Annotated in this window: 12 protein-coding genes and 1 pseudogene; 6 read left to right on the forward strand and 7 right to left on the reverse strand. The window is 60.3% G+C overall.

Annotated features, from left to right (window positions below; genetic code table 11):
* Positions 1 to 183 precede the first annotated feature (183 nt).
* Positions 184 to 1401 carry a hypothetical protein gene (locus tag VSR34_RS20330; protein WP_028231190.1) on the forward strand — a complete coding sequence of 406 codons (1218 nt, stop codon included), beginning with the start codon at positions 184 to 186 and terminating at the stop codon, positions 1399 to 1401.
* A gap of 200 nt (positions 1402 to 1601) precedes the next feature.
* A complete protein-coding gene (locus tag VSR34_RS20335; protein ID WP_342963320.1) occupies positions 1602 to 2831 on the forward strand; it encodes a hypothetical protein in 1230 nt (409 codons plus the stop codon).
* 113 nt (positions 2832 to 2944) lie between these two features.
* Here the strand turns inward: VSR34_RS20335 and VSR34_RS20340 are convergent.
* From VSR34_RS20340 to VSR34_RS20355, 4 genes and pseudogenes are all read right to left on the reverse strand, one after another.
* A pseudogene (locus VSR34_RS20340) lies at positions 2945 to 3052 on the reverse strand (electron transfer flavoprotein subunit beta/FixA family protein); the annotation flags it as partial.
* Positions 3053 to 3065: 13 nt separating this feature from the next.
* Entirely contained in the window at positions 3066 to 5048 is a 1983-nt protein-coding gene (locus VSR34_RS20345) for an FAD-dependent oxidoreductase (RefSeq protein WP_342963321.1), read from the reverse strand.
* A gap of 70 nt (positions 5049 to 5118) precedes the next feature.
* Positions 5119 to 5472 carry a hypothetical protein gene (locus tag VSR34_RS20350; RefSeq protein WP_342963322.1) on the reverse strand — a complete coding sequence of 118 codons (354 nt, stop codon included), beginning with the start codon at positions 5470 to 5472 and terminating at the stop codon, positions 5119 to 5121.
* A gap of 359 nt (positions 5473 to 5831) precedes the next feature.
* Positions 5832 to 6455 (reverse strand): XRE family transcriptional regulator, encoded by a 624-nt coding sequence (locus VSR34_RS20355; protein WP_028212323.1) that lies wholly within the window; start codon positions 6453 to 6455, stop codon positions 5832 to 5834.
* Positions 6456 to 6940: 485 nt separating this feature from the next.
* On the opposite strand from VSR34_RS20355, the gene VSR34_RS20360 reads away from it, so the two are divergent.
* From VSR34_RS20360 to VSR34_RS20375, 4 genes are all read left to right on the forward strand, one after another.
* Positions 6941 to 8035 (forward strand): ABC transporter ATP-binding protein, encoded by a 1095-nt coding sequence (locus VSR34_RS20360; protein WP_342963323.1) that lies wholly within the window; start codon positions 6941 to 6943, stop codon positions 8033 to 8035.
* Positions 8036 to 8097: 62 nt separating this feature from the next.
* Positions 8098 to 9144, forward strand: coding sequence for an ABC transporter substrate-binding protein (locus VSR34_RS20365; protein WP_342963324.1), 1047 nt, complete (start codon positions 8098 to 8100; stop codon positions 9142 to 9144).
* 216 nt (positions 9145 to 9360) lie between these two features.
* On the forward strand, positions 9361 to 9636 hold the full coding sequence (locus VSR34_RS20370) for a hypothetical protein (RefSeq protein ID WP_342963344.1): 276 nt from the start codon (positions 9361 to 9363) through the stop codon (positions 9634 to 9636).
* Positions 9637 to 9794: 158 nt separating this feature from the next.
* The gene (locus tag VSR34_RS20375; RefSeq protein ID WP_342963325.1) at positions 9795 to 10055 is read left to right on the forward strand and encodes a hypothetical protein; all 261 of its coding nucleotides are present in this window, start codon (positions 9795 to 9797) and stop codon (positions 10053 to 10055) included.
* Between the two features lie 154 nt (positions 10056 to 10209).
* Here the strand turns inward: VSR34_RS20375 and VSR34_RS20380 are convergent, their stop codons facing one another.
* From VSR34_RS20380 to VSR34_RS20390, 3 genes are read right to left on the reverse strand one after another with little or no spacing between them, the layout of a single operon-like run.
* Positions 10210 to 10962, reverse strand: coding sequence for an aspartate/glutamate racemase family protein (locus VSR34_RS20380; protein WP_342963326.1), 753 nt, complete (start codon positions 10960 to 10962; stop codon positions 10210 to 10212).
* A gap of 14 nt (positions 10963 to 10976) precedes the next feature.
* Complete coding sequence (gene hydA, locus VSR34_RS20385) at positions 10977 to 12392, reverse strand: dihydropyrimidinase (protein WP_342963327.1); 1416 nt, start codon at positions 12390 to 12392, stop codon at positions 10977 to 10979.
* Positions 12393 to 12402: 10 nt separating this feature from the next.
* Positions 12403 to 13131, reverse strand: coding sequence for an aspartate/glutamate racemase family protein (locus VSR34_RS20390; RefSeq protein ID WP_028212317.1), 729 nt, complete (start codon positions 13129 to 13131; stop codon positions 12403 to 12405).
* Positions 13132 to 13145: the final 14 nt, after the last annotated feature.

Consider the following 13145-nt stretch of genomic DNA (forward strand, 5'->3'; position numbering starts at 1 on the left):
ATATCCGCAGCAAGCCATAAGTGCATCACAATCGCGCGTCCATTCAGACATATTCAGCCCGGGCTCCATCGGGATGCCCGATATCGGCTACAAACGCCAGGATGAGGACGTCAGGCTACTGACGGCCATCTGTCATGCCGCTTCTTCGTGACATAGAACCGACACATTAGCAGGAGAACTAACATGTGTTCCATCTCGCTAAAGGTGCAACTCAAACCATACTTTTATAGATGTGGCTTCGGTTGGATTCTGGCGCTAATCCTCAGTTTTTGGCTCGTAGAAGCCCACGCGCAGCAAATTCGCTATCGTTATGTCTCACTGGACCAGATCGCGCTGCCGGCTGGATTTACCCAGCTTTATCCCAGCGCGATCCTGAATAACGGTCGGGTTTACGTCACCCTCTGTGATGCCACGTGCAGCAACACTGAATTCGCCTACATCGAGGACGGGACGCTGACCGTTCTTCCGCAGGTTCCGCCTGGCAGTTTCGCCGGTCCGGTCAACGCAAGCGGCACTATTGGCGGTTCCATCCTGGTCGACCCCGTCAATTTCATCTTTCGCGCCGCTATATTCAAGGGAGGCCAGGTCAAGCTCATTCCGCCGCTGCCTGGAGAGCAGTTTGCCTCTGTCCTTGCACTGAACGATAACGACACCGCTCTGGTGGCGTCATCCGATGCTTCAGGCAATACGACCTATGAGCTTTACCGCAACGGCACGGCAACACCGATCAACTTCGGTCCGAACATTGAGAATCCCTTCTTTACGCTTTTTGGAGTCTGCAGGTGCATAAACAACAACGGAATTATTGAGGGAACTGAAGGTCCTGGCCTCTACAATGGAGCTCGGGGCTTCCGACTCGACCCACGCAACGGCAACGCCATGATCCTCAATCCGTTCCCGGGGGATCCAAGTGAAACGCTTGCCTGGGGTCAGGCTATTAACCAGGCGGGCAATGTTCTCGGCTACTCGTTTACTCCGGGACTTCCTTACCATGAGCGCATCGGGGTGTGGGGGCCCAATGGCGTCTTTTATAGCTACTTTGTGGAGACCGACGGAAGCAATCGGCTGCTCTTCAATGACAACAACCTGATCGTCATCACGGAATTCTTTGGATTGAACGTCAGTTACGTTGTGCCTGGTCCAGGCGTACGCCTGAATCTGGCTAATCTGGTCGTCAATCTTCCAGCGGGACAAGACCTGTTTTTGATCTCCGACTTGAACAACAACGGAGACATGATCGGCTCGAGCTCCACACAGGCCAACTTCCTGCTACAGCGTCTTAATGCAGGAGACCAGCAGGTCTACACGACGCCTCTAGTGAAAAATACGCCGCACGCTATCCCTCCGGTGATTGCCATGATGCGCAGTCGGCTACGTCAGCAATCAGGGCCGGCCAAATAATGTGGGATCGGCCGGGAAGTTCACATCCCGGCGCGCCGTTTACAACTCGACAATCCACACTTCGCCCTTGCTGATTGAATGGCCGGTTCCACAGTGGACCCGACGCCCGAATGTCTGAGCCGCGAGTGCGAGCGAACGACCGCTCGCGACCCCGACATTTCCCGTTCAACTCATGCTGCCACCGGCGGCTGGAGGTATCTATGTATTCCGTTTGGCCAATACTGGGCCCTGAGCCGAATGTCCCGCTGAGCGCGGTAGTGTTGTCACTGGGTAATGATGGTCAGGTCGCCGGAACCGCAGTTGTGAGCGACAACGTGTACGTTGGCGCGCAATGGCTGAACGGCTTGCTAACCTTTACGCTGACACCTCCTGATGACAGCCGCCTCTTCGGTATCAACGACGGCCTTGTCGCTGTGGGCAGCACGACGGAACCGGACCAGACCCAATCCGCCATCGTGGTCGACACGGGAAAGCTCACGAACCTCTCGCCCTTGGTCGGCAAAAACTCGTGGGCGGCCGGCGTTAATGATCAGGGACTAGTTTGCGGCGGCCACGGCCAACCCGTGGAGGGTTTCCTGTACAGTGTGCCCGCAAATCGGCTCATTGCCACCGTTCCGAGGCTCAATCTTGTCCAGCTCAACAATTCGGGGGAGGCAATTGGCTGGAACGATGAGGGCAAAGACTGTGTATATAGCGTCCAGAGTGGAACCACAAAGGCACTGGACGTGATGGTGTCCGCGCGCGACATCAACGACGCCGGGATCGCGTGCGGGGGATACCGTCTACCGGGAACCTGCGACACAAGGCAAGCGCTGCCGGTCTTTCAGGCTATCCCGCTACCTGCCGGAGCAACAAGTGGTTCAGCAAACGGAATCAACAATAGGGGCGACGTTGTCGGTGGTTTCTTTTTTGACGACGTGTCATTCAACAATGGGTTTCGCGAAGCAGCGTACCTCTATCAGAACGGGAGAACTACGCTTCTGGACAAGCTGGTTGCGGAGCCTGGATGGCATCTGGACGATGCGGTCGATATCAATAACAGCGGGCAAATCATCGGAAGGGGGACGCTGTACGGCACCACGACGGCTTTCATGTTGTCGCCCATTTCGGGCGGCCCGAGCTGGTGGTCCTTACCGTTGCAGGCACTTGTCGGGACGCTTCTCGGTGGTGTCGCCTATGACGCGGGCGGCTGGATGATCATTGGCGGAAGGCGGGTTCCGGTCAGTCCATGGGGGGCCTGGCAGCAACTGCAGCCGGAAAAACGCGATGCACTCATTGCACTCGCGGCAGACGAGCTCGCGCGCTATATCTCTGACGAAGCAACCCGCGTCAAGATTCGAACAGCGCTGGTCGAATCGGCAAGCGGCCAGCTGAAAAGCATGAATGTCGGTCTCGGTCGAACCGGCCCGGCACCAGACGACTCACGGTGATTCCCATGAAGCGTTGGCTTGCCTTATTCCTTGGCTCATTAGTCAGACCCACCAGCCTCGCCAGTCCGGCGATTTAGACTCTACCGGCTTGCCTGCCAGATGCTGGATCGCGCATTCATCGACATCTTCACATTGGCAATGTCGACATCCGTGTTGTCCGACTTCACACGGACCTTCACGTTGTAATCGACCACTCGCTTGACGGCTACGAGAATCTTCATCATCTTTACTTTCCTAAATTTGCCACGCGGCCTTCAGGCCTTCATAGACGGCCTCTTCGGCGGTACGAGGCGCCATGCAATCACCAATCGCAATCAGTTCCATAGGCGACGCATCCCCTTCTGCATCGATCCACGACCGCAATGCGGTCTCGAGTGTGTTGTCGGGTTGATGGCCATGGCATAGCACGAGCGTATCGATATTGTCGAAAATGATCGCCTCATCGCTGGTTGTGTGTTGCATGAATACGGTGTCGCCGTCACAGCCATAGAGTCGTGCATACGGAATAACCGTGATCCGTTGGCGATGGAGTCCGGCTGCCACGTTGTCACGCACATACAGCGGCAGAGTCTCGCCCGCATGGGTGCCATTGACGGCGAGCTGCACGTCCGACCCTGCGCGCGTCAGCATTTCGGCGATGCCGGGTCCGATCCAGTCACAGCGCCAGTCCACCACCAAAGCACGATGGCCGACCTTGACCTCGCCCCGCAGGATCTGCCAGGCATCGACGACCTGAATGCCACCCCCATGTTCGAACTCGGGCACATAGGGCTTTGCGCCCGTCGCGAGGATGATCACGTCGGGCTTCCCGGACCGGATCAGCGTCTCGTCGACGCGCGTATTCGTGACCACGCGCGCTCCCGACAGTTCGAGTTCACGCGTCAGATTCGTGACGATCCCGCCGAATTCGCTGCGACGCGGCAGCAACTGCGCGAGCAGTGCCTGGCCGCCCGGCTGGCTGGCCGCCTCATAGAGCGTCACGTCATGGCCCCGCTGCGCCGCGGTGGCCGCCGCCTTCATGCCAGCCGGGCCGCCGCCGACGACCATGACCTTCCGGCGCTGCGCGGCGGGTCGCATCTCCCCGTAGGTCAATTCCCGCCCTGTCTCCGGGTGCTGAATGCACGAAATCGGATAGCCACGATGGAAGTGCCCAATACAAGCCTGATTGCATGCGATACATGCCCGAATGTCGTCGGTCCTGCCCGCCTGCGCTTTGGCCGGCATCAATGGGTCACAGATCAGCGCGCGCGTCATCCCGCACACGTCGGCCTGACCGTTCACGATGACGGCTTCGGCCTCATGCGGCTGATTGATACGCCCGCCGACGAATACCGGAATGGCGAGGCGCTCTTTGAACGCCTTCGAGTCGGGCGCGACGTAGGCGTTGTTGAACGACATCGGTGGCACGATGTGAATGGCGCCGCCAAGTGAAGCGGAGGTGCCCGCGATGATGTTCACGTAGTCCAGTTCCCGTTCGAGCCGGGCACAGGCCTCGAGCGCGTCTTCGGCCGTAAGCCCCTCTGCGTCGCGCTCGCCCGCGCTGATGCGCATGCCGATCACGAACGAGTCTGACGTTTGCCGACGCATCTCCGCAAGCACCTCGCGCAGAAAGCGCAGGCGATTGTCGAGGCTGCCGCCATATTCATCCGTCCGGCGGTTGACCCGCGGGTTAAGAAATTGCGAAGGCAGATAACCGTGGCTCGCGACGAATTCCACGCCGTCGAGTCCTGCTTCGTTCATGCGGCGCGCCGCGTCGCCGTATCCCCGGACGATCTCGCCGATCATCTCGTGCGTAAGCGCGCGCGGCATCACATGAAACCGCTCGTTCGGTGTGCTCGATGGCGCATAAGCCACCGCGAGCAGGCCGTCTGCCGACTCCATCAGTTCACGCCCGGGATGGAAGAGTTGCGTGAACAGCCGGCAGCCGTGGGCATGGACGGCATCGGCAAGGCGCCGGTATCCGGGAATGCAGTCGTCGTCCGTGGCCATGAGCAGATGCGATGTATAGCGGGCCGTCTCGTGCACGCCTGCCACCTGCATCACGATGAGGCCCGCACCGCCGCGCGCCCGAGCCTCGTGGTATGCGACGAGGGCGTCGTTGATTCGCCCATCGGTCGGCATCGTTGTGTCGTGTCCAGTGGACATGATCCGGTTTTTCAGCGTCGCGCCTCGGATCTGCAGTGGCGAGAACAACTTCGGGAACAGGGTCGCGCTCATGGGGAGGTGAGGTCAGGTAATCTGGTCGTTCGAAAGGAAAGTATTCAAAGCAAGTACCGGCGAACACGCGTCACGTCGCCTGCCGCTCCTTCCAGTCAACGGGCGCAAGCGCATAGAACACGGTTGCGCCCTCCCCTTCGTAGCGAAGCGGCGTATTTTCTGGAATCCAGATGATTTCTCCGGACATTGCTTCGAAAACTTTATCGGCGACCCGAAGCCTGAACACGCCCTCCAGCACGACGATCAACTCGTCATAGAGCACGGTCCATTCGATCGAGACATTGTCGAAGCGTGCCACGCCCGCCCCCATCGTGCGGCTATGCTGCGGACCAATCAATCGGGCAATCGAAGCCGATCCGGTCTCGTGGTCGCCGTATGGCTCAAACGCCAACGTGTCGTGCTTGAACTGAATGACTTCAGGCATGGGTTCCTCATCCACTATGTGCTGTTACGAGTCGTCCCGACCAATCGCTCACGATCGGGAGGGTCACGAGCATTTTTTATCCATGAGTAAAAAAAAACAATGTTTTTTTACTAGGTAGTATTCCCCGGGTCGCGTGACACCATGGGCTCGCGTTGAATCGGCTTAGAGGTAATCTGGCGCAATGGCAGCAGAGGGCTGGGCGCGATGAGGGTCTGGCCGCCCCGGCGGCCAGACGGTCCAGCAATGTGTGCGAGGGAGGCGTACGACGCGACGACGGATGGCCGCTGCCCGGTCCGGATCTGACCCGCCGGGGCGGCGGGCGCTGGCAGGAAGCCCTGTTGGGCGGGTTGCGTGGAGCGTCAGTAACTCGGTGGCGAGATCGCCCAGATGATCACGGTCTCCACGACACCGGGATTGCGGTAACGGTGTGCAAGCTGGGACGAAAAGGCGACACTGTCGCCTTCGCTGAGCAGGAAATGCTTGTCGTCGCCAATCCAGATTTCCAGCTGCCCGGTTTGCACGTACGCGACTTCATCTCCCTCGTGAGAGTAACTCTTCGGGCTTTCCGCGCCGGGGGGAATGCGCACATGCAGCATCTCCAGCTGCATGTCCATCCGGGCCGTCAGCAACTCGTCCACTACGCCCTGCTCATACCGCATCTGCAGGCGGTTGCCGCGGCGCACGACAAAGCCCTCCTCGGCGGCGGGAACAGGCGTGTTGCCTGAAAAAAACCACTGCACGGTCACACCAAGGGCCTTCGCTACGTTGACCAACGCCGCGATCGACGGCGAAGCAAGGTTGCGTTCCAGCTGGCTGATATAGCCCGCCGACAGATTGGTGCTGTCGGCCAACTGCATGAGCGTCATCTGACGACGTTTGCGCAAGCCGCGGATCCTGTCACCAAGGACAGGTGTTGCCGCCGTATTTTCGACCTCATCGGGAGACGAAGACGGAATCGCGCGAGTTTTCTTCTGATAGGTCATACGATTGATCGCTCCCTTCGACCATTCGATACAGGAGGACACAAAAAGCTGTCCGGACAGGGTCTGCGCCTGCCCTTGGTGACGTGGCAAGGCCGGCCGGACAACCCTGTGCCCGTCGATACCAGGCAATCGTCATTGTTGCACAGACCGCCGGACTTCTAAACTATAAGTAAAAATACTGACCACTTTTTTACCCTGGAAAAAATCGTTTGATGTACATTTGCCTCGACAGACGACGAGATCAACGACTGTCAACTCGGCCTCGATGACCCTTTTTCGCTGGGGCTCGGCGATTTCGACTTCTGAACGCTGTGTTGCATCCGATCAGGAATCGGTCGTGACGTGACTCGCGATGCGGCGAAGTTCGAAAAAGAGGCACCGAACAATCGGCTCCTCATCGAAAAGGGCGATGCTTCATCCAGTACGTGACAGGCAGGACACCCATCGCGGTCCAGCACAGACCACTTATTTTGGACAACCAATCAATGAGCCAGACTGACAGTGTTCTTGTAAGTTTTCGCGGCGTGCGCAAGACCTATGACGGCGAAACGCTCGTCGTCAAGCAACTCGATCTCGACATCTATCGGGGCGAATTCCTGACGTTGCTCGGACCGTCGGGCTCCGGCAAGACAACCTGCCTGATGATGCTTGCGGGCTTCGAGTTCCCGACGGGAGGCGAGATCTGGCTCGACGGCCAGCTACTGAACAACGTGCCGCCGCACAAGCGCAATATCGGCATGGTGTTTCAGAACTATGCGCTGTTCCCGCATCTCACGGTTGAGCAGAACGTTGGGTATCCGCTGACCGTGCGCAAGGTTGCCGCCGACGAACACGCGTATCGCGTGAGCAACGCGTTGAAAATGGTGCGCATGGAGGGCTTCGCAAAGCGCTATCCGGCGCAACTGTCGGGTGGCCAGCAGCAGCGCATTGCGCTGGCTCGCGCGCTCGTGTTCGAGCCCAAGCTCGTGTTGATGGACGAGCCACTCGGCGCGCTCGACAAACAGTTGCGCGAGCACATGCAATACGAACTCAAATCGCTGCATGAGAAACTCGGCGTCACGTTCGTCTACGTGACGCACGACCAGGGCGAAGCGCTGACGATGTCCGATCGCGTCGCCGTGTTCGATAAGGGCATCGTGCAGCAGCTCGATACCGTCGACAGTCTCTATGAGTCGCCATGCAACGAATTCGTCGCGAACTTCATCGGCGACAGCAACCGCCTACGCGGCACGATCGCGAATGTCGATGGCGATTACTGCGAGTTTCACCTACCCGACGGCACGCGGCTCGTCGGGCGTCACCTGGGTCGTGCAAAGGCGGGTACGCCAGCCGTCGCGTGCATCCGGCCCGAGCGCATGCAACTCACGGCGGGCGCGTCGAAGTCGCGCGGGAACGCGCTGGCGGCTCGCGCACGCGGTCTCATCTATTTTGGCGACCACGTGCGCATGCGCTGCGGGTTGCCGGAACAGGACGAGTGCTTCGTCAAGGTGCCGCTCGGCACGGAAGCACTCGAAACCTTTGCGCCCGGCGTGCCCGTCGCGCTCGAATTCAAACCCGAGCACCTGCGCGTCTTTGCATGAATTCCATCGCAACAACGTTCTGACTGAACGCGACATATCACCACCGAGGAGAAGAGCACGCCATGAGAAAGATCGGGAAGACAAATTTTCCAACCATTGCCGCGCTAGCGCTCTCGCTGGCAACAGTCCAGGCCGGTGCAGCCGAACTCACGGTCGCCAACGCCGGAGGCGCGAACGGCGATGCCCAGAAGACCGCCTTTTACCATCCGTTTGAAGCTCAGACCGGCACAAAGATCGTTCCAGTTGAATACAACATGGAACTCGCCAAGATCAAGACGATGGTCGAAGCAAAGCGCGTCACGTGGGACGTCGTCGAAACCGAAACAGGCGATGTTGGCCGCGGCTGTGATGAAGGTTTGTATGAAAAACTCGACTGGTCGAAGATCGCGAAGAGCGGTGACCTGATGCCGTATGCGAGGCAGACCTGCGCCGCTGGCATGTTTGTCTGGTCAACCGCACTTGCTTACAACGGTGACAAATTGAAGACGGCGCCGGCGGGCTGGGCCGACTTCTGGGACGTGAAGAAATTCCCTGGCAAGCGGGGCATGCGCAAGGGTGCGCACTACAACCTGGAAATTGCACTGATGGCTGACGGTGTCGCGCCGAAAGATGTTTACAAGGTGCTCGCATCAAAGGAAGGCCAGGATCGCGCGTTCAGAAAGCTCGCCGAACTGAAGCCGAACATCCAGTGGTGGGAAGCCGGTGCGCAGCCGCCGCAGTTCCTCGTCGCAGGTGATGTGGCAATGTCGACGGTGTACAACGGACGTATCGACGCAGCGCAGAAAGAAGGCAAGAACCTGAAAGTCGTGTGGAACGGCAACATTTTCGATGTCGAATGGTGGGCAATTCCGAAGGGTGCCCCGAACAGGGAACTGGCGGAAAAATTTATCGCATTTACGCTGTCGTCAAAACCACAGGGTGATTTCGCCAAGACCATCGCGTACGGGCCGGTGAATCAGGCCGCCATCAAGTCGCTCGATGCAAAGACGCTCGTGAAGCTGCCCAACTCGCCAGCGAATGCGACCAACGCGTTGAAAATGGACATCACCTTCTGGACCGACCACGGCGATGAACTCGAACAACGCTTCGCGTCGTGGGCATCGAAGTAAGTGCGACGCGACGACGAAGGCTGAATGGGTGTGGCCTCTGGAACGAGGCCATATCAGCGAGGTGCAGCCCCGCGCGTTCATTTCAACGCGGCGCGCGGTTGGGACAAAATGCAGGGGACAGATGTGACAACGATGACGATCGCCGCCGACGCGGCCCCCGAGTCGACCAACAAACTCAAGCGCGAACTGAAGGCTGCGGAAGCGAAGAAGCGCGCGATGGCGCTGCTGCTGATCACGCTGCCCGTGATCGCGCCGGGCGTGATCTCGGGTGCGTTGTTCGCGTTCGCAACCTCGTTCGATGAAGTGGTCGTCACGTTGTTCCTCGCGGGCGCGGACCAGACGACCTTGCCGCGTCAGATGTTCACGGGCATTCGCGAGAACATCAGCCCGACGATCGCCGCGCTGGCGACCATTTTGGTCGTGTTCTCCACCTGTCTGCTGCTCGCGCTCGAGTGGCTGCGCGGAAGGAATGCGGCGCAAGCAACGCGATAATTGCGTGTGTGCAGTCGAAGTGGAAGCAACGAGAAACCCGCAAACGTCACGGTCCTTGCCGACCATGCGACCACGCGAGGCTACGAGGTCTTCCTTACAGCACGGTCCGGAAGGCAGCGAGCCCCCTGCACGCCCATGACTGGGACGAATCATTCTACGTGATCGACGGCAGCGTCGAAATCACTTACGACGGCATTACCTCGGTCGCGACCAAGGGCTCGTTCGTTCATGTCCCGGCCGGCACGGCTCACAGCTTCCGCTGCGGCCCCGGCGGTGTTGAGATGCTGTCAATTACCAGTCACATCAGTCAGGCGGCGAACCTGTTCACGACGATCGATCGCGAAGTCACCGCGATGCCACCCGACGTTTCGAAGCTGGTCGAGATAGGGATCCGGTACGGCGCGCGCCTTGGCGCGTGACGGCTGCGCCGGGCCGCGGGGGCAGAGCTCGACCGTAAGCGGGCTCGGGCGGCGTCGGCCGTTCATTGGCGAGCGGCGGAAGCACCGTTGCGGCAGCCCGTGGGCATTGCGGGGCGCTCGCGTAAAAGGAGAGGATCCAACCGGAACGGTCGCACTAGCCCGTCTTCCCACGGCTCAGCAGCCGCTCGAGCGGTTCAGGCAGACCTTGGTTCGGCTTGACTGGCGGCTGGGCGAAACTGCCTCTCGTCGCTTTTCTCGGCGCCAGGCGGATAAGGCCCTCAAGCTGGGTAATCGCGCTCGACACGCCATCGACCACCGGAACCGGCAGTTCGTTACGTATCTCGCGTGCAAGCCCTGCGAGGGGGGCACCTGCGATGATGATGACGTCGGCCCCGTCATCGTCGACCACCTCATTGCACAGTGCCTTCAGCCGTGCCGCGTAGTCCTGTTGCACACTGCCGATATCACGCAACGGCTCCTCGAGCGCGCGGATGCTGGCAAGCCGGCTCGCCAGATGAGCGCGTTCGACCGTCTCGCGATACCACGCCTTGATGCGCGGCGAGATCGCGATGATCGAGAAGCGCTGCCCGAGCGTCGCGGCGGTCATCAGTGAGGACTCGGTCAGCCCGACGACCGGCACGTCGATCAGTTCCTTGATGCCGTGAAGGCCCGGGTCGCCGAACGCGGCGACCACGACGCCGTCATAAGTGCCATGGCGTTCGGCCGCCACGCACGCGCTCGCATAGGCGCCGACCAGCGCTTCGAAGCGTGTCTCGATGTAGGCAACGCCGAACGGCGCAGTCGCGACCTCGATCTCGGTGCCGGGCGAGGCACTGCGCTGCGCCTCCGCCTGGATCAACGTCGAGACGCTCTCGGAGGTATTGGGATTGATCACGAGGATCTTCATGCTGCTCTCCGGTTTCAAAAGTCGAGGTATTGCGGTTTGCCCGCCGCGAGAAACCGGCCCCGTCCCGCCTCCGGCTCGAGATAGCGGCCGCTCTCGACGAGCAGTTCGCCGCGCGAAAGACAATGCTTCGGCCAACCCTGAACGCTTCGGCCCTCGTATGGCGTGTAGTCGACGTTGTGGTGCAGCGCTTCGTTCGCGATGGCGACTTGCTTGAGCGGGTCCCACAGTACGATGTCGGCGTCGGCGCCGACCGCAATCGTTCCCTTGCGCGGATAAAGCCCGTATAGCTTCGCGGGGTTCAGCGACGTCAGTTCGACGAACTTGTGCAGCGACAGCTTGCCCTGGCTCACGCCATCGAACAGCAGCGCCAGCCGGGTCTCGATGCCGGGAATGCCGTTCGGGATGTGCTCGAAGGAGACCTCTTCACCGCCGGGCTTCTTGCCCTGCGGATCGTCGAACGAGAACGGTGCGTGGTCGGACGAAAACACGCTGAACGTGCCGCGCTTCAGTGCGCTCCACACGGCCTTCTGGCTGGACGTGTCGCGCGGCGGCGGACTGCAGACACACTTCGCTCCGTGATAGCCGTCCTCGTGACCGAGGTCTTCGGCAGTCAGATACAGGTATTGCGGGCAGGTTTCGGCGTAAACGTTCAGGCCGCGTTGCTGCGCCCATTCGATCTGTTCGATCGCATCCTGGCCCGACACATGAACGATCAGGATCGGCACGTCGACGAGTTCGGAGAAGGCAATCGCGCGGTGCGTCGCCTCTCGCTCGACCACGGCCGGGCGCGAGAGCGCGTGATACTTCGGCGCGTGCTTTCCGGCTTCGGTGAGCTTGTCGGTCAGCCACGCGATGCAGTCCGAATTCTCGGCATGCACCATGACCAGCGCCTGGTTGCGGCGGGCAACATCCATCACTTCGAGAATCTCGCGGTCGCTCAGCTTGAGATCGTCGTAGGTCATGTAGATCTTGAACGACGTATAACCGGCCGCGATCAGCGCTGGCAACTCGCGCTCCAGCACCTCGGGCGTCGGATCGGAGACGATGAGGTGAAACGCGTAGTCGGTGACCGCGCGGCCGTCGGCGCGGCGATGGTAGTCGTCCACCGCGGCTTTCAGCGATTGCCCCTTTGCCTGCGCGGCGAACGGGATCACGGTCGTGGTGCCGCCGCACACGGCGGCGCGTGTGCCGCTCAGGAAGTCATCCGCCATCTTCAGCCCTTCCGGCATGGGCTGATCGAGATGGCAGTGCGCGTCGATGCCGCCGGGCAACGCCAGCAGGCCGGTGGCGTCGATCTCGCGCTTGCCTGCGCCGAGATCGCGGCCCAGCGCCACGACGATACCGTCCTTCACGCCAATATCGCAGGTGAAGCGCTCGGACGCGGTTATGACGTCGGCGTTGCGGATCACGAGGTCGTACACGGGGGTCATGGCCGGCCTCTCAAAGAACTTCGGAAAACAGACGACCCCAAGCCGCGAGACGAGTCGTATCGTAGCCAGCGAGCTTCAGTGACTTCCACACCACCGTGGAGATCGTGTCGTAGAGCGGGACGCCGTGGCGCTGCTCCACTTCTGAAGCCAGATGCGCGGCGTGCAGGTTGGTACAGAAGGTGACGATTGCCTCCGGGCGCTGCGTCGCGACTTCGTGGATCTGTGAACGCAGCGTGTCTTCGGTGACTTCGGAGAACTGGTAGTTCACTTTCAGGCCGAGATGGTTTTCGCAAGAGCAATCGATGCCGTTCTCGCGGTAGTTGGCAACGATCTTCTGCTGGACCTCCGTGAGATACGGACTGACGAGGCCGAATTTCCGCACGCCGGTCCGGTCCAGAATTTCGTTCAATGCGAGCACTGAAGTGGTCGCCCGGATGCCGGTCGCCGCTTCGATTTCGCGGCACAGGCGACGGTCGGTCTCGAAACCGAGCCAGCCCGATGACGTGCCATTCCACGCGATCACATCGACCCTGGCGTCGGCCAGCAGGCGCGCGGCTTGAATGATGTGGGTTGTGTCGAACTGTCCGAGCGCGTGCTCGGACAACGAGATTTCAGTGACCGTGAAGCGCGAGAAATGGGCGCTTACACCGGGCAATTCGGCCACCATCGCGCTCGTGATTGGCTCGAGCGCGGTGTTGGATGACGGGGTAAGCATGCCGAGCCGGACGCGTTTGCTCATGATGATGTCAGCGA

It is taken from the genome of Paraburkholderia sp. JHI2823, assembly GCF_038900695.1.
Lineage (GTDB): Bacteria > Pseudomonadota > Gammaproteobacteria > Burkholderiales > Burkholderiaceae > Paraburkholderia > Paraburkholderia mimosarum.